A 17,717-nucleotide genomic window follows, 5' to 3' on the forward strand; every position below is an offset into this window, starting at 1 on the left:
CCGGCCGACGCTGCCGCATCCAGTCCGGTATCGACGGCACCGGTCACGGTTCCCTGCAGACCTGCGCCGGCCGACGCTGCCGCATCCAGTCCGGTATCGACGGCACCGGTCACGGTTCCCTCCAGACCCGCGCCGGCCGACGCTGCCGCATCGACGCTGCCGGCAACTCCGCCCGCAACTCCCCCGGCGATCCCGCCGCCCAGGCTGCCGAGACCGGCGAGCCCTCCGGTGAGTCCTGCTCCGGCGTCGGCCAGTCCCGAGAGACCTCCGGTGACGCCTGCACCGGCGTCGGCGACTGCTGCCAGCCCACCGGTGACGTCCGCACCCACGTTTCCGACGGCTCCGAGGCCACCGGTCACACCGGCGGCAGCGCCGCCGACACCGGCAAGTCCGCCCGTCACACCGCCACCGAGCCCACCGATACCGGCCAGACCACCGGTCACACCGCCACCGAGTCCACCGATACCGGCCAGACCGCCCGTGACGCCGCCGGCGAGTCCACCGATACCGGCCAGCCCACCGGAGAGGTCAGCGCCGACTCCGCCGACTCCACCCAGAGCGGCCTCGACGGTTCCCGTGAGATCGGCTCCTGCTGCCACCGCGGTGTCGATCGCTCCGGTCAGACCCGCGCTCAGGTCGGTTCCGGCACCGAGTACGGCTCCGAGGTCGAGTGCTGCACCGGTGTCGAGCACCGTCTCGAGAGCGGTGCCGAGCTGGGCTCCAGCCGCTCCGCCGACGCCGAATGCGGCTCCGAGGATGCCTTCGAGGTTTCCGGTGACTCCACCTTCGATGCCGCCCATGACACCGCCTGCGAGGCCTCCGCCGATGCCTGCACCTGCGCCGATGACGCCGTCGACCGCGGTGTCGATGGCCGCCGTCAGGCTGCCGATCGCGCTGGTGTCCAGGTCGAGTGCCGTTCCGAGTGCGCCTCCGACGACCGCGCCGATGTTGCCTCCTGCGGCCAGCAGGCCGTCGACGTCGAGGTCTGCGAGCGCACCGGCGTCGAGGACGGCTCCGAGTGCGGATCCGATGGATCCGGCAATGGCACCGTCGGCGGCGAAGAGCCCGCCGAGGCTGCCGCCGATGCCACCGGCGATGTCGCCGATCAGTGCGCCGCCGGCACCGACTGCGCCGTCGAGAGCAGCACCGACGTCGGTCGTGAGATCTGCACCGACGGTCCCGAGGCCCGCGAGTGCGCCGCCGATTCCGGCGGTCAGAGCGGCACCGAGGTCACCCGCGATGTCCAGTCCGGCTCCGGCACCGAGGGCGGCGTCGAAGACTCCACCGAGCGCCGTGCCGAGCTCGGCTCCGACGGTTCCACCGACTCCGAAGATCGCGCCGAGCGCGCCGCCCAGTCCGCCCTGGATGTCGGCCAGTGCGCCGAGGTCGACGGCACCGGTCGCGCCGATAGCAGCGTCGAGTGCTGCCTGCAGCTGTGCGGCGATGTCGCCACTGATCTCGCCGCCGATGTCTGCACCTGCGCCGATCAGTCCGGTCAAGGCAGCGCCGAGACCGACGGTTCCGCCGAGCAGACCGTCGAGATCGAGATCCAGATTGCCTCCGAGTCCGCCGCCGATGCCTGCGCCCGCGCCGATCAGAGCGTCGAGGGCACCACCGAAGGCAGTGCCGAGCTCCAGACCGATCTGACCGCCGACGGCCAACGCTGCAGCGAGAGCAGCCTGCAGGGATGCCGCGATCTCACCCGTCACATCGATTCCGCCGGTCAAGCTGCCGCCTGCAGCGAGTCCGCCGCCGGCAACTGCGCCTGCAGCGAGTCCGAGTCCGGCAGACAATCCGCCGCCGAGGCTCGCCCCTCCGGCAAGTGCGCCCTCGAGGCCGGCCGATCCGCCTGCACCCAAGATGGCCGACAGCTGGCTGCCCGCTCCGGCGAACAGACCCGACTCGGCGACCAGCGGTGCTACGGCGACGATGTCTGCGTGGGTCACGTCGCCGAGGCCTGCGGCGGCCAACGTGGTCTCGGGGTTGGCGCAGTAGGCCGCCGCGGCCTGGTCGTCGCGCAGCAAGCCGAGAATGAAATCGAGTACGGCGTTGGTAGCCATCTGGGTCTCCTTGACGAGTGGTCGTTCGTGGTTGATCACAAAGCTATGCATCGGAGAGCCCCCGCCCAACGGGGCCGATCCCCCTAATACCCCGGGGTCCGCCAGGGGGCTTTCGTTAGGGGATCTGAGCGCTTTAGGGGATTTCACTCATTTCACGCTCTAACCTGCTGTGAGACGTAACGAACAACGGACGCGGTCCGACAGTGCGGGTGACGGCAGTACTACTGACGGCTGAGGCGAGATGAAGGCGGCGACATCACTATGAACGGCAAGAGTGCAGCCTGCGGAATGACCGGGACAGGGCTCGGCATACGTATCGGTTCGGTGACAGCGGCTGCTGCACTCGACACCGACCCCGTTACTTCCGTCGTCAAGCGTTCGGCACTCGATCTTCGCCCCGGCGCGGCTCCGAGCTTGGCCGAGCTGTGGGACGGATCGGGCCGCCATCTGATCAGCGGGTTCGCCGACCGAGTGGGCGACCCGGTGGAATTGATCGACGACGACGGCCGCAGTCACCGTGCCGAGGATCTGTACGCCACCGCCGCTCGCGCACTCGTGGCCGAGGTGTCCGCCGGAGCCGATTCCGCCCCCACGGTCGTCGTCGCCCACCCCACCCGCTGGACGGCGTACACGGCCGAGGTCCTCGGCGAGGCATTGGATCGCGCCGGCCTGGCCGACGCCACGCTGGTACCCGAGTCCGTTGCCACGATGCGCTGGCTCGAGGTGACTCGCGGACCACAGGCCGACGGCCTCGCCGTGATCTACGACCTGGGTGCCAGCGCCCTCGACGTGACCCTGATGCGGACCGGCACCGACGCAGGCGTCGTCGGCAGCGGCGTCCACTCGCAGGAATTCGGCGGCGCGCAGTTCGATCACGCGATCATGCAATACGTCCTCGATACCGTCTCGGGAAGTCAATCGTTCGAGTTCGATCCGTTCGACCCCGACACCGTCGGTGCGCTGGTGGAACTGCGAGCACGGTGCGGCCAGGCCAAAGAACAACTCTCTTACGACACGTCCACCTCGCTCACCGTGGACCTGCCCGGTCTGCACACCGAGGTTCGCCTGGTGCGCTCCGAGATCGAGGAACTGGTACGCGCATCGCTGCTGGCGTCGGTCGGGGTCGTCCGTGACGCCGTGGCCGCCGCGGGGCTCGAGGTCACCGATATCGACCAAGTGGTGCTCGTCGGTGGCAGCTCGGCCATTCCCCTTGTTGCCGAACTCATCTCGTCCGAACTGCGCGCCCCCGTGGTGGCCGGTCCGCGTCCGGAACTGACCGTTGCGATCGGAGCCGCGATACTCGGAAGCGACATCGCCGACGCCACCGCCGCCGAAGATGCAGCCTCCCTGGCTGCGGTCCCGACCGCGTCCGTGGCTACCGCTGCCGCCGCCCCGATGCCTCGCCCCACCCCGAGACCGGCCCCGACGCCCACTGCGGTGGAATCCGACGCAGGGATGTCCGGCCGCAAGAAGGCCGGCCTCGTCGCCGGATCCGTTGTCGTTCTGGCACTTCTCGCCGGCGGAGGCCTGTCGGTGGGTACCGCGTTGACCTCGGACAACACGGCACCGGCCGAGTCCAATGCCGACATCTCGAGCACCGAAACACCGGGAACCACCGCGGCTGTCGCGGACGCATCGACGACGACCACGACTACGGGCGAGAACGGCGCTGCTGCAGTCGGATCCGAGGGCGCTCCCACCACGGTCGTCAACGCCGACGGCACCGTGACGCAGATCGATCCGGCCACCGGTGCCCCGGTTGCCGGTGCGCCCGCGGCGGGAGCACCCGCGCAGGCCCCTGCCGACAACGGCGCAGCAACCGTGCCGACCATCCCATCGGTCGCGGCACCGACGGTGCCCAACTACCAACCACCGGCTGTGCAGGTGCCACAGGTTCCCAGCTACCAGCCACCTACGTACCAGGGCCCTACTCTCGGCGATGTCGGCCAAGGTGTGGGTCAAGGCCTCGGCGGCGTCGTGGGCGGAGTCGGTGACGGACTGGGCGGTGCGGTCGGTGGCGTCGGCGACGGTCTCGGCGGAGCCCTCGGCGGCCTGACCGGTCGATAAGCCGACCGTGACCAGCATCCGGCCCTCCCTCGTCGGCGTCGAACGCGCCGATCGTTTCGTTCGTGATGCCCTCGACACCACGGGGTTTCATGTTGCGGTCGGAGTGAACGGGTCCGGTCGCTCCGCAGTTCTCGACGCGATCGGGTCGGCGGTGGATCCGCATTCGGGCAGCATTGCCGATGCCCCGTCCGGCTCGACGGTTCTCGTCGACGACGCCCATCTACTGTCGGAACAACGGTTGGACGAGATCGCCGCGGCGGCAACGCGGTCGGACATCACGCTGGTCGTGGCCACGGCTCCGCGCTTGTTCGATTCTCGGATCGAGAAGTTGATCTCGTCCGCCGGTTCCGGTCGACTGACTCTGGTTCCGTTGGACAAGACGTCGATCGCCGCACGGGCTGCCGCCACCGCACGGCCCATCTCGGCGGCACTGGCCACTGCCATTGCGAAGTCCACCGGGGGAATCCTCTCTGCCGTCGACGCAGCCCTTGCCGCGCTATCCGCAGAGCTCGCCGACCCTTCACCCCTGCGAGCGGTGACCGAAGCCGTTGCGGCACAGCATCGTCGGATGCTGCTCGACACCTCCGACGACACTCGGGCGCTGTTGCTCGCAGCTCGATTCGGCATAGCACCGGATCCCACGACGGCCGCGCAACTGATCGCGCGCGCGAACGAGGTCGAATCTGTCGTCGATCTCGCCTGCAGCTCCGGCCTGCTCGACTCCACCGGCGCGTTGGTTCCGGCCGCCGAGGTTCCCTTGACCGAGCTGATCGGTGATCGGCGCTGCCGCGTCCTGCTCCAGTCCGTCACCGACGTCGCATCCCGATCCCGCCTGCTCGACGCCACCGCCGCGCGTGCGCTGGCGCAGCGAGGCGTCGTCCATGTCGGTTTGGCCGATTTTCTTGTACAGCAAGCAGATTCGGCACCGGTCGAGTCATCCGGCGCGCTGTACGATGCAGCGGTCGACGCCGGTTTCGATCCGATGGTGCTCGCCGCCCGCCGGTCCGAGGTCGCGGCCGCCACCGGCGACCTGGACGAGGCTGGACGCTACGCCGATGTGGTACTCGACAGCGCCGCCGTCTGTGATTCCGCGGATCTGCGGACCGCGGTGCGGGTCTCGGCCGCGATTGCCGCGCAGCGCGGAATGCTCTCCCGCAGTGCGCAACTGTTCGGATGGCTCGGCGAGAATCGACTCGGGCCCGATGGGGTGTGGGCCGCTCTGTCCGCTGCCGGAGCCGGCGATCGTGATGCTGCGGACCGGTCCATGAAAGCGGTGTCCACACTTGCGCCGACGTCGAGCACAGCATCCGGCACCTTGCTGGTGGCCGGCGTCCTCGGGTCGATCGACTCCCGCAGCGCAGCCGCCTCGAGCGGTGCCGCGCACTCGCTGATGCGCGCACTGTCGTTGACCGGCAACGTATCCGATCGTTCGTATGCCACCGACACCGCCGCGGCCGTCGCAGCCCTGCACGCCGTGCACTGCGGCGACCTCGCTCGCGTCGATTCCATTCTGGCCCGAGCCCTACCCGAACAGCGTCCCGGATCCGAGGCGCACACTCGGCTGATCCTCCTCGGGGCATGGGCGTCGATGCTGCGGGGCGATGCCGCCGAGGCGAGCGCTGCGCTGGATAGCCTCCGGATACCGTTGTCGCACATGCGCAATCAGCTCTTCCTGCACGCGATCCGGGTGGGCCTGGCTCGCAGGTCGGGTGACGCAGGGTCGTTGATGACCGCATGGACCGGCGCCCAGAACGTCATCGCCGAATACTCGGCAGATCTGTTCGCGCTGCTCCCTCTGGGCGAATTGCTCTTGGCTGCAGCCCGACTCGGCCAGGTCGACCGCGTCGAACACCTCGTCGCGCATGCCGCCGATCTGCTCGCAGCGCTCGGGGATCCGCCCGTCTGGGCGTCTGCGCTGAACTGGTACCAGGTCCAAGCGGCCATCGTGGCCCAGACTCCCGACGCGCTGGTGCCACACGCCAAGGCCCTCGCGGCTGCCGCCCCCACCCACCCGTACAGCGCCGCCCTCGCCGCCGCCGGCCGCGCCTGGCTCGGGGTGTTGCAGGGCAGGCCCGATCCGGCCGACGTGGAGAACTCGGCACGGACGCTGACCGCGTTCGGGCTGCCCTGGGATGGAGCCCGATTGGCGAGCGAGGCCGCGCTGACCGTCACCGATACCGCGACCGCCACCGCACTGCTGCACATCGCCAGGTCGCTGCGCCAATCCGGGTCGCAGCCGCCCACCGCGCACCGCCGCGAGAGTTCCGGAACCACGCCCACCCCGACCGGATCGCTGAGCGAACGCGAGGCCGAGGTCGCCGAGCTGCTCGTACTCGGAGTCACGTACCGCGAGGTGGGCAGCCGCCTCTATATCTCCCCGAAGACCGTCGAACATCATGTGGCTCGCATACGGCGCCGGCTCGGGGCCGAGTCTCGCTCGGAGCTCATCTCGATGCTGCGCGCCATGGGATACGGAGGCTCCACCAGCACATCGAGCAGCAATGTAACTGTGTGAGGGCCGGAAGCGACATAACGACCGACCATCGGTAACCGATCAGAACAGGCAGCATCCCCATGACCGAGCAGCCCGGCAGTGTGAGGATCGGCACGCCGGACGTCGGCCTCTATCTGGACGACGAACGCGCCGTGGCTGCGGTGTCGCATCCCATTGCGCCCGGCCCGTCACTGCACCTGGCGTCGCTGCACTCGACCGTGCTCAACACCCATCCCGACGGCACCGTCTCGCTCGGTGACACACCCGGCGAGAAGTCGGAGGCGTACACCCACTTCCTCGACTCTCTCGCCGACGGCGTCGGCGTCACCGGCAGCAAGGGCACCGTGTTTCCGGCCGAGCAGCTGACGTCGATGGCGCTGTTGTGCCTGCTCACCGAGGTGGCGTCGTCGATCGATCTGCAACCAGGCGACCTCGCCGCGGCCGCCACCTACCCGGCACGCTGGACGGCCGATCAGTTATTCGCGTTGCGTTCGGCGATGAATGCGCACGGTCTCGCGCACGTGTCGCTGGTAGCCGAAGCGGAAGCGCTGGCAGCGTGGAACGCATCGGTGCGAGCGACCCTTCAAAGCAAGGACACGGCCGTCGCCGCGGCGCGTGGTGCTGCACTTATGGCGTCGGAATTCCCCGTCGACGCGGTCACCGAGCGAATAGCGGTACTGACCCCCACCCGTTCCGACCGTCGCCCGCTGTTCGCGGCGGCGGCGTTCGCCTCTGCGTTGATCGTCGGCGCGTCCCTGATCGCGCTGCAACTGGGTACCTCTTCCGACACGACGGTGCCCACCATCGGCAACGCGCAGCTGATTCCGCCGACAACGTCCTCCGGGACCGGTGCCGGCGGCCCGATCCAGTTCCCCACCGTCGTCGTCGAACCGGCCGCCGAGATCGCGCCGGTCCAACCTCTTCCGCTGGAAACGACCGAAGAATCGACCCCGGCCGAGACCCCCGAGACCTCCGAGAACCCACGACGCAACGCGGACCCGACCGAGATCGACACCCGTCCCGCCGTAGAGACACCCGACATCCGCGACCGCGAGGACCCGCGTGAGACCGTCGATCCGGTCGACCCCGAACCAGTGGTCCCGGCCGACGAAGACACCGAGGACACCGGCGAGACGACCGACCCGGACACGACCGACCCGCAGTCCGACACCGAGCAGGCACGCGACGCAACGACAGAGGGAACTCCATGAGCGGTGCGGGCCATCTCGGAATCACCGTCGGTAACACCCGGTCGGTGGCAGTCCACCGCGTCCGCACCGACGACGAACCGACGGTCGTCGTAGTCCCGACGACCCTGAGATTCGACGACGACGGCCGAGCTCATCTCGGCGAACCCGCCGACACAGCCCCCTTCACCCGGTTCGTGGACCTGGTCGGTCAGCAGGAGGACCTCGAACCCGACGCCGCCGCGTACCGCGCCGAGGATCTGATGGCGAACGCGGCCAACTGCCTGGTCACCATGATGTCCTCGGCAACCGAGTCGGCCGACGCACCCGTCACGACCATGACGTACCCGACGCGATGGCCGCGCGAGAGCGTTGCACTGCTGCGCGATGCCCTCGATCACGCCGGCCTGACCGCAGTCGCCCTGGTGCCCGACGCAAAAGCCGCCAGCACCTTCGCGCAGCGCCACCCCGGCACGGCCGCCACGGTGATCGACATCGGCGCTACCGGCACCGACATCTCGACGTATCCCGGCGGCGGAACGGTTCGCACCACCGCCGTCAGCGGAGACGTATTCACCGATGCGCTGTTCGATCACGTGGTGACCGATCGAGACCACATCGATCTGTCCGACGCCGCAGTCCTGGCCGCTCTCGCCGGCGTCGTCGCGTCCTGCGAGGCAGCCAAACACGCACTCAGCACGGACGAGAACGCCACCATCTCCGTCGATCTGCCGGGGCTGTCGCAGACCACGACCGTGACGCGAGCCGAGTTCGCCGACCTGGTCGCGCCGTCGGTACGCACGCTCGACGTGCCGCAGACCGGCACCGTGGTGCTCACCGGCGGCAGCGCCGAACTGGAGTCGGTGGCCGCCGAGATTGCCGAACGGACTTCGGGTGATCTAGTGGTCGAGCCACTGGCAGCACCCCGAGGCGCACTGCTGCTCGCCGAGGTAAACGATGTCGACGGCAACTCCCTGGTCACCGGCGCCGCGCCGATCGTCACCCGTAACGACGGCACCGATTCGCTCGATACCGACGCCATTCCTGTTGTGCCACAAGAGAAGTCCCTTGCCTTCTCCGAGGCCATCCCAGCGGTGGCTCCGATGTTCGAGCCCTCGGAGTTTCGGTCCCATCCGGTCGAACCGGCCGAGGAGAACACGTCGAACACCGGTGCCGCACCGGCCGTGGCCCCCGTGCTCGCGTCGACGGATGCGACGAAGGAACGCAGCGAACGCTCGCGCACCATCACCACGATCATTGCCGGTGCCGCGGCGGGCGTGGTGATCGTGCTGGCGATCGCCGCGATCAGTGGCGTGTTCAGCAATTCGCCCGCTCCGACGCCCCCGGCCGTCACCGACGCAGGCTCGCCGGTCGTCACCTCGACCCGCACGCCGCCGACCACAACCACCACTCCCGCTGCGGCCGTCGTCGCGCCGGAGGTGGTCGACGAACCGACGTACGAGCCGTACATCCCGCCCCAACCCGCGCCGCTGCCTGCGCCGCCACCCGCACCGATCCCGACGCCCCCGCCCGTGGTCACCACCACCGTCCCGGTGCCGACGACGACCCCGGTGACGACCACTCCGGCCGCGACGACCACAACGCCACCTACTACTACGTCTGCAACAACACCGACATCTTCCGACACTGCTACCCCCTGACCTGCGCAAACCCTGGTTCAGCGGCTCATGCCCTAGGGTGGGGCGCTGATACCAAGCACCCGATGAAGGGATTTCATGCGTAACACCGGGGCTCTGCGTACTGCAGTGCTGTGCTCGACGGCTTTCGTTCTGTTCGCTTCGTTCTCCGGAACAGCGGCCGCCGAGCCCGTTGTCCAATCTCCAGCCGATCGGCTTCCCGCAGAGCTCGTCGAGGCTGTGCAGCGCGATCTGAAGATCTCTCCGCAGGAGTATCTCGATCGGGCCGCTCGTGCGCAGGAGTTGTCCGCCTACGCATCGGACTTCCGTGCCAGCCGCCCCGCTGATTTCGCCGGCGCATGGATCGGACCCGACGGCAACGCCGTCGTCGCAGTCACCTCCCCTGCCGCAGCACAGGCAGTGGCCAAGGACGGATACGCCACAGCTCAGTCGCCGGTGTCGGCGGACGGGCTCGAGAAGTCTCTGGCCGATCTCAACGGATGGATCGCCGGCCTCCCCCGCGAGATCTCCGAGCAGATCAACGGAACGGCGATCGACTTCATCGACAACCAGGTGGTCATCGACCTGGTGAACAGTCCGATCGGTAGCGCACTCAACCTGCCGACGTTGCTGGCCAACATCAAGGTCATCCTCTCCCCCGGTGGAAACAAGCCGGTCGACCCGGCTCCCATGGGCGGCGACACCTACGTCACCAGCACCGGGCCCATCGCCGACGCCCCGACCACCGACATCAGCATCTGTTCCTTCGGGTTCAACGCAATCGACTCCTTCGGCGACGCCGTCAATTTGACTGCTGGACATTGCAATCCGAACAAGGCCACCGGAGCCGGCGGCGCACCGGTCTACCTTCCCGATCCGTCGGACATCAAGCGCAGCACGCAGATCGGCTCGTTCGATCGGTCGAGCCTGGGCGCGCAGGACGGCCTCGACTGGTCGGTGATCGACCTGAACGACAGCGGTATTTCGTCCGGCCTCGACCGTCCCACCGTCCGCGGAGCCAACGGCAGCACCGTCACGATCACCGGAACCGCAGCACCCGTGATCGGAGCGCCGGTCTGCAAGTCGGGTCAGTCCTCGTCGTTCACGTGTGGCGTCGTTGCCGCCGACCGCGTCGAGACACAGCTCTACATGGAGGACGGCACCTCCCGCACGGTCCGTGGATTCGCCAGCACCGCGTGCACTCTGGCCGGCGACAGCGGCGGTGCCATCGTGACCGGAACACTCGCGCTCGGCATCACCAGCGGATCCAACAGTGGTGGCGCACCCGACTGCAACGAGGCAAATCTGGCATTGGCCCAGTACGGGGGCACTGCGAGTCTCGGCATTCCCATCGATCAGGTCATCGGCGCAACCGGAGCGACTCTGCGAACCGAATGAGCCGGTAGGTCGACGCCTGCGCACCCCCTATAGTCAGTGAACGGCATCACATCGTTGATGCCTCGGGGGAGGGGTTTCATGCGTCGCCGTGGGCTGGGGTTGTCGATTGCCGTGTCATGCGTGATTGCGATGGCGGTGTTCGCGCCCGTTGCCACTGCCGCGCCCGCAGCGGGTACCGATCCGGTGCTGCCGCCCGACTTGGTCGACGCCGTCGCCCGCGATCTCGGGCTCGATCCGCACCAGTTTCTCGAACGGGCCGACGCGGCAAGACGTTTAGCGGAGTTCACTGCCGCTGTCGGTTCCGAGGCGATCACGGGTACCTGGCTCGATACGGACGGTCGGCCCGTCGTCGCGGTAGCAGACGGACACGCCTATACCGAGGTGGCCGACGCCGCGTCGGCCAGCGGCTTCGCAACGGTCGCCTCCGGAATCGAGATTCCACAGGCAGTGCGCGACGCCGTCGACCCGCTGGTGGAGCTGCTCCCCTTCGATGTCGCGCCCACGGCCGGTCCCATTCGGGCCAGTTCCTATCTGGGCGGAGACAGCTTCCTCGCGGGCACTCCGGCCGGTCTCGGTTTGCGTTGCTCTCTCGGATTCAACGCCGTCGATCCCACCCACGGACCGGTCAACATCACTGCGGGACACTGCGATCCGGCCGCCACCGGTTCCGCAGGGTCGACCGGCGCCTACCCGATGTACGGGAGTCTCGTCGGGTCGAAGTTCGGCTCCTTCTACCGAACCAGCCAGTCGCACAACGATTACGCCCTGATCGAGATCGACGACGCCAACGTCGGGGAATTCGAGAGCAATGCGGTGAGAGTGCCCGGATCGGGACCGCTGCACGTCACCGGAACGGTGGATCCCATCGTGGGTGCACCGGTCTGCAAATCCGGTTCCAGAACCGGATTCAGTTGCGGCACAATCTTGTCCACGGGCCGGAACGTCGCCATGGGTGCAGCCGTCATGGACCGAAGCTTCTCTACATCCATCTGCGCTCTCCGCGGCGACAGCGGCGGCCCGATCGTCAGCGGCACCCTCGCCGTCGGCATCGCCAGTGCCTCGAATGTGGGTGATCAACCGTCCTGCGAAATCGCGATGGTGTTCAGCATGCTGCAGGGCCAACGACCCGAACTGTTCGCCACCCCCATCAACGACGTGTTGGCCGAGAACCCCGGACTGACGGTCCGTACGTCGTAGCCACACACAGCGCACAAAAAACCCGCACCCTCGACGAGGGTGCGGGTTTTTATGTGGGACGTTGCTTACTTGGCCCAGACAGTGGTTCCGGGTGCCGCATTCAGCGTATTGATCAGGTCGATGCCTGCAACAACGAGAGTCGGTCCGCCGGCGATGATGGTGCCTGCGATTCCCCCGACGGTTGCGCCCAGCGGGACGGACGCCAGACCGACGGGTCCTCCCAAGAAGCCGAGTCCGCCGACCAACGCGCCTATCGCGGTTCCGGTGAAGCCGCCGATGGCGGTCGCGATACCCAGCTGCGAGGAGAAGTTCTGCTGCGCTTTGAGGTTTTCCTCGGGCGATGCGACAGTCGTGGCACCGATGCTGCGCGAGTTCGCCGACGCCTTCGTGAAGTCGAGGTTCGGGATCAGGCGCAGGGTCTTGCCGTTGTCGTCGACGTTCTGCTCGTACGGGAAGTTCAGTCCGCCCAGGTTGAACGAGAGCGGGAGGGTGACGAGGGTCTTGTCGGCGGCGTCGAGGACGTCGACCGTCTTGCCGTCGTCGGCAACCTTGAAGACGCCCGCATCGATGGTGGTGACGATGGTGCGGTCTTCGAGTTCCACGGAGTAGTTCGTATCCGGGGTCGTGCTGGACTCGGGTTGCGCGTACGCAGTTCCGCTGGCCAGACCCATAGCTGCTGCTACGAGGGCCGAGGTAACGACCAGTTTGCTGAGTTTCATGTGGAGTTCTGTTCCGTTTCTGTGATGTGCACGCTCTGCGGGACCAGGTCCGCTCGAGCTCAAAGCCACCCCGATGACCCTTTTGCGACGTTCGATGCGCCCGAAGTGTAGCGCACAAACCGGACCGTTCGTTGTCCTTTTGCAACTGTCCCGACGCCTATCAGTTATCAACTGTCACAAACATATTGAGTTTCTGCAGCACACAGAGTTGCAGTACGTCACCATGCGGCGAAAATGTAATCCGAACGGTCGACTGTCGGGCCCACTACTGCGGCGCATTCGATAGTGCAGAGGACAAGTAAGGACTGCCTTCTCGACTCGCCTCGCAGGCCATACGCCTAACGTGATCCACGAGACAACCTACCGACGAGTTCAGCCCACCCGTCGAATGACCTCATTTCGGCGCCCACCAGCGTCGGCTGACAGAACGATGCTAAGTTACCCGTCAGTACAGTTGGTTAGCTACCGGCGAGTAACATCGGGTGGCATACAGTTCGACGGGCTTGAACCAGCGGTAGCTTTCCCAGCTATCACCCCACAGCGAAAGGCCGCGACATGAACGCCCTGACGATCACGTTGGGCACAGTCGGTGCTCTGCTCAGCCTCGTGTGTTGGTACGCCTTCATTCGTGGGGCCCTGCGCATGTTCAACATCGTGCGGCTGGGTCAGCCGGCACCCGACCGTTGGCGACCGATCGTCCCACGCTTCAAGCAGATGGTGATCGAGTTCGCGGCCCACACCAAGATGGTCAAGTTCCGCACCGTCGGCTGGGCGCACTGGCTCGTCATGATCGGTTTCATGGTCGGATCGGTGTTCTGGTTCGAGGCCTACGGCCAGACGTTCAACCCCGAGTTCCACTGGCCCATCGTCGGCGACACCGCCGTCTACCACCTGATGGACGAAATTCTCGGGCTCGGCACCGTCATCGGCATCGTCACGCTGATCGTCATTCGCCAGCTCAACCACCCGCGTAAGCCCGAGCGCCAGTCGCGCTTCGCCGGCTCCGGGTTCAAGGCCGCCTACTTCGTCGAGGCCGTCGTGCTCATCGAGGGCCTGGGCATGGTGTTCGTCAAGGCGGGCAAGATCGCCACCTACGGAGACGCGAACCCGTACACCGACTTCTTCACGATGCGCCTCGCCGAGCTGCTGCCCGCCAACTCCAACATGGTCTCGATCTTCGCTCTGATCAAGTTGATGTCCGGCATGATCTGGCTCTACATCGTGGGCACCCGCATCAACTGGGGCGTCGCATGGCACCGCTTCACGGCCTTCCCCAACATCTACTTCAAGCGCATGGACGACGGCACCGTCGCCCTCGGACCGGCCAAGCCGATGATGTCCGGCGGCAAGGTCCTCGAGATGGAAGAGGCCGACCCCGACGTCGACGCGTTCGGCGCAGGCAAGATCGAGGACTTCAGCTGGAAGGGCTGGCTCGACTTCACCACGTGCACCGAGTGCGGCCGCTGCCAGTCGCAGTGCCCCGCCTGGAACACCGGCAAGCCCCTCTCCCCCAAGCTGCTGATCATGTCGCTGCGCGACCACAGCCACGCCAAGGCCCCGTACCTGCTGGCCGGCGGCAAGAAGGACATGGCCGGCGACGAGGTCGGACTCGTCGATGCAGAAGGCAACGTCGACCAGAAGGCGCTCGACGCCATTCCGCAGGCCGCTCGAGACGAGGCCGATCGCAAGCTCGTCGCCGACGCCATCGAAGGCGGCATCATCGATCCCGAGGTGCTGTGGAGCTGCACCACCTGTGGTGCCTGCGTCGAGCAGTGCCCGGTGGACATCGAGCACGTCGACCACATCATCGATATGCGTCGTTACCAGGTGCTGATCGAGTCCGAGTTCCCGTCCGAGCTCGCAGGTCTGTTCAAGAACCTGGAGAACAAGGGCAACCCGTGGGGCCAGAACTCCAAGGACCGGCTCAACTGGATCAACGAGATGGACTTCGACATCCCGGTCTTCGGCAAGGACGCCGATTCGTTCCAGGACTACGAGTACCTCTTCTGGGTCGGCTGCGCCGGTGCCTACGAGGACCGCGCCAAGAAGACCACCAAGGCCGTCGCCGAGCTGCTCGCCACTGCAGGCGTGAAGTTCATGGTGCTCGGTGCCGACGAGACCTGCACCGGCGACTCCGCTCGCCGCGCGGGCAACGAGTTCCTGTTCCAGCAGCTCGCGATGCAGAACATCGAAACGATCAACAACGTGTTCGACGGCGTGGAGCAGAAGAAGCGCAAGATCGTCGTCACCTGTGCGCACTGCTTCAACGCCCTCGGTAACGAGTACCCGCAGGTCGGCGGCGACTACGACGTGGTCCACCACACGCAGCTGCTCAACCGCCTCGTGCGGCAGAAGAAGCTTATTCCGGTGGCCTCGGTCAGCCAGGACATCACGTACCACGATCCGTGCTACCTCGGCCGTCACAACAAGGTGTACGACGCTCCGCGTGAGCTCATGGCTGCGTCGGGCTCCAACCTCAAGGAGATGCCGCGTCACGGTGAGCGGTCCATGTGCTGTGGTGCCGGTGGCGCTCGCATGTGGATGGAAGAGAACATCGGCAAGCGCATCAACATCGACCGGGTCGACGAGGCGCTCGCGACCAACCCGAAGAAGATCGCCACGGGCTGCCCGTTCTGCCGCGTAATGCTCACCGACGGTGTCACCGCACGGCAGGAAGGCGGCGCGCACGAGGGTGTCGAGGTCGTCGACGTCGCGCAGCTGATGCTCGAGTCGATCACCCGCGTCGAGTCCTCGGTACTGGCCGAGAACATCAAGGTCATCCCCCGCGAGCGGACAGCGGAGGAGGAGCTCGAGACCGAGAAGGCGATGGAGGTCGAAGAGGCCGAGCGCATCGCACCCGTCGAGGAGCCTGCCGAGGCGAAGACCGCTCCCGCAGCTCCCGCTCCGAAGGCCGGCGGCGGACTGAAGATGAAGGGTCTGGCCAAGGCACCGGGCGCGAAGGCACCGGGTTCGGCTGGAGCCACCGACACGGCCGACACTGCCGAAGCCGAGGCAGCACCGAAGCCCAAGGGTCTCGGCATGGCCGGAGGCAAGGCACCCGGCGGCAAGGGTCTGCAGATGAAGGGCAAGGCTCCCGGCGCGAAGGCAGCTGCCCCTGCGCCTGCCGACGCTCCCGCTGAAGCTCCGTCTGCCGAGACCGCCGAGGCCTCGGAATCGACTCCGTCCGTCAAGCCCAAGGGTCTGGCCGTGAAGTCGGGCTTCAAGAAGCCGGGAGCCAAGGCACCGGGTAAGCCCGCCGACGCTGCCCCGACTGCTGCTCCGGTGGCTGTCGGCGAATCTTCGGAATCAAGTGCTGCGGCAAGCGAATCCAAGCCGACCGTCCAGCCGAAGGGCCTGGCCGTGAAGTCCGGATTCAAGAAGCCGGGAGCGAAGACTGCGAGTGCCCCTACTGCAGCAGCTCCGGCTGCCGAGGCACCTGCTTCGGAGGCACCTGCCAGCGAAGCACCCGCTGCCGAGGCTTCGACCGCGGAGGCACCCGCTGCCGCAGAATCCAAGCCGACCGTCCAGCCCAAGGGTCTGGCCGTGAAGTCCGGATTCAAGAAGCCAGGCGCGCGGACACCAGGTGCGGCTGCACCTGCCGCGCCGGAGAAGGCAGAGCCCGAGACGGCCGAGCCGACAACGGAAGCCGAGGTACCGAAGGCCGAAGCACCAGTGACGGAAGCACCAGCGACCGAGGTGACGGAAGCAGAGGTCACGGAAGCGGAGGCACCGAAGGCGGAAGCGTCGGACACTGCGGCCGATGCGACGTCCAACGGTTCGGATGATCGGACTCCGCCCAAGCCGAAGGCCGGTGGACTCGGATTCGCTCCGGGAGCCAAGGTTCCGGGTCGCCGGAAGTAACCTCACACCCTTTTTACCGACGGCGCGCCCCTGTTCACTTCAGAGCAGGGGCGCGCAGTCGTCAACAGGGGTGTGAGGTCCCGCCTCGGGTTATCCACAGGCGACGAGTTATCCACAATCCGGCACACGGGGCTTGTCCAAAGCGACTGCGCTGGAGAGCATTCCTCCATGAACCGCATCGTCTCGCGATCCGACGCTCTCTCCCGTGGTACCTCGGATGCCGAATTGCAGCGCTACTGCCGAACGCGAGCGTGGCGTCGACTGCGACCCGGGCGGTTCGTCAGCCGGTCGCAATTCGACTCGCTCACCGCGGAAGAGAAGCACCGCGTCATCGCCGAGGCTGTGTTCGACGCGGCCACGGCACCCGACGCTGTTGTCAGTCATGTGAGCGCAGCCGTCTTCCACGGTCTCGATGTGTGGAATGCCGATCTGAGCCGAGTACACATCACCCGCAATCGTGCCCGTGGCGGTGGGCGCAGCAGTGGCCTCCGGAGACTGCACACGTCTCCCTACTCCGACGCTGACGTCGTCGACATCGATGGTGTGCGGGTGACGGCTTTGGCACGAACCATCGCCGATTGCGCTCGCACACTCCCCTTCGAGACGGCCGTCTGTATTGCAGACGTAGCCGCGCGAACCCGAGGCATCACCGTCGAACAGGTTGTCACAGCACTGAATTCGTGCCCGAACCACCCGGGAAACCGAAAGGCCCACACCGTCGCGAAGTTCATGGACGGCAGGTCCGAGAGTGTCGGAGAATCCCGCACCCGGGTGTTGCTGCACAACCTGGGGTACACCCCACATCTGCAGGTGACGATCACAGATGCCCGCGGATTCGTCGGGCGCGTGGATTTCGATCTGCCGGACATCGAGACCGTCCTCGAATTCGACGGTAAGGTGAAGTACGGACGCTACGTGCCGGAGGGACAGTCTGCGGCGGACGTGGTGTGGGAGGAAAAGCGTCGCGAGGATCGCATTCGTGGGACCGGACGCCAGGTTGTACGAATCGCCTGGGCGGACCTCGACAGTCCCGAACTGGTCTATCGGATGATCCGCGAGGCTGCCGAACGCGCCCGACAGCGTAAGTGAGCGCCCCT

General features: G+C 66.9%; 10 protein-coding genes. 8 read left to right on the forward strand and 2 right to left on the reverse strand.

Annotated features, from left to right (window positions below; genetic code table 11):
- Positions 1–2,060 (reverse strand): IniB N-terminal domain-containing protein (locus AC5WEY_RS00635; RefSeq protein WP_495644259.1); only part of this gene is annotated, 2,060 nt, incomplete at its 3' end.
- A 261-nt stretch (positions 2,061–2,321) separates the two neighbouring features.
- On the opposite strand from AC5WEY_RS00635, the gene AC5WEY_RS00640 reads away from it, so the two are divergent.
- The 6 genes from AC5WEY_RS00640 (at position 2,322) to AC5WEY_RS00665 (ending at position 12,040) form a co-directional block, all read left to right on the forward strand.
- Entirely contained in the window at positions 2,322–4,127 is a 1,806-nt protein-coding gene (locus tag AC5WEY_RS00640; RefSeq protein ID WP_235581765.1) for an Hsp70 family protein, read from the forward strand.
- Positions 4,128–4,134: 7 nt separating this feature from the next.
- Positions 4,135–6,642 carry a helix-turn-helix transcriptional regulator gene (locus AC5WEY_RS00645; protein WP_495644260.1) on the forward strand — a complete coding sequence of 836 codons (2,508 nt, stop codon included), beginning with the start codon at positions 4,135–4,137 and terminating at the stop codon, positions 6,640–6,642.
- A gap of 59 nt (positions 6,643–6,701) precedes the next feature.
- On the forward strand, positions 6,702–7,832 hold the full coding sequence (locus AC5WEY_RS00650) for a hypothetical protein (protein ID WP_495644261.1): 1,131 nt from the start codon (positions 6,702–6,704) through the stop codon (positions 7,830–7,832).
- A complete protein-coding gene (locus tag AC5WEY_RS00655) occupies positions 7,829–9,469 on the forward strand; it encodes an Hsp70 family protein (RefSeq protein ID WP_495644262.1) in 1,641 nt (546 codons plus the stop codon). Before AC5WEY_RS00650 ends, AC5WEY_RS00655 begins: the two co-directional genes overlap by 4 nt.
- Positions 9,470–9,544: 75 nt before the next feature.
- Entirely contained in the window at positions 9,545–10,843 is a 1,299-nt protein-coding gene (locus AC5WEY_RS00660; protein ID WP_495644263.1) for a S1 family peptidase, read from the forward strand.
- Between the two features lie 78 nt (positions 10,844–10,921).
- Complete coding sequence (locus AC5WEY_RS00665; protein WP_495644264.1) at positions 10,922–12,040, forward strand: S1 family peptidase; 1,119 nt, start codon at positions 10,922–10,924, stop codon at positions 12,038–12,040.
- Positions 12,041–12,105: 65 nt separating this feature from the next.
- On the opposite strand, the gene AC5WEY_RS00670 is transcribed toward AC5WEY_RS00665, so the two are convergent.
- Complete coding sequence (locus AC5WEY_RS00670) at positions 12,106–12,759, reverse strand: DUF8020 domain-containing protein (RefSeq protein WP_495644265.1); 654 nt, start codon at positions 12,757–12,759, stop codon at positions 12,106–12,108.
- 555 nt (positions 12,760–13,314) lie between these two features.
- On the opposite strand from AC5WEY_RS00670, the gene AC5WEY_RS00675 reads away from it, so the two are divergent.
- Together AC5WEY_RS00675 and AC5WEY_RS00680 are read left to right on the forward strand one after the other, a co-directional pair.
- The gene (locus AC5WEY_RS00675; protein WP_495644266.1) at positions 13,315–16,620 is read left to right on the forward strand and encodes a (Fe-S)-binding protein; all 3,306 of its coding nucleotides are present in this window, start codon (positions 13,315–13,317) and stop codon (positions 16,618–16,620) included.
- Between the two features lie 168 nt (positions 16,621–16,788).
- Entirely contained in the window at positions 16,789–17,709 is a 921-nt protein-coding gene (locus AC5WEY_RS00680; protein ID WP_495644267.1) for a hypothetical protein, read from the forward strand.
- Positions 17,710–17,717 lie beyond the last annotated feature (8 nt).

The sequence above is a fragment of the Rhodococcoides sp. S146-33 genome (genome assembly GCF_059489205.1).

Bases quoted from the DNA above. Each gene is read 5' to 3' on its own strand.
- AC5WEY_RS00665 (WP_495644264.1), top strand. From the start codon at position 10,922: ATGCGTCGCCGTGGGCTGGGGTTGTCGATTGCCGTGTCATGCGTGATT.
- AC5WEY_RS00670 (WP_495644265.1), bottom strand. From the start codon at position 12,759: ATGAAACTCAGCAAACTGGTCGTTACCTCGGCCCTCGTAGCAGCAGCT.
- AC5WEY_RS00650 (WP_495644261.1), top strand. From the start codon at position 6,702: ATGACCGAGCAGCCCGGCAGTGTGAGGATCGGCACGCCGGACGTCGGC.
- AC5WEY_RS00660 (WP_495644263.1), top strand. From the start codon at position 9,545: ATGCGTAACACCGGGGCTCTGCGTACTGCAGTGCTGTGCTCGACGGCT.
- AC5WEY_RS00640 (WP_235581765.1), top strand. From the start codon at position 2,322: ATGAACGGCAAGAGTGCAGCCTGCGGAATGACCGGGACAGGGCTCGGC.
- AC5WEY_RS00655 (WP_495644262.1), top strand. From the start codon at position 7,829: ATGAGCGGTGCGGGCCATCTCGGAATCACCGTCGGTAACACCCGGTCG.
- AC5WEY_RS00675 (WP_495644266.1), top strand. From the start codon at position 13,315: ATGAACGCCCTGACGATCACGTTGGGCACAGTCGGTGCTCTGCTCAGC.
- AC5WEY_RS00680 (WP_495644267.1), top strand. From the start codon at position 16,789: ATGAACCGCATCGTCTCGCGATCCGACGCTCTCTCCCGTGGTACCTCG.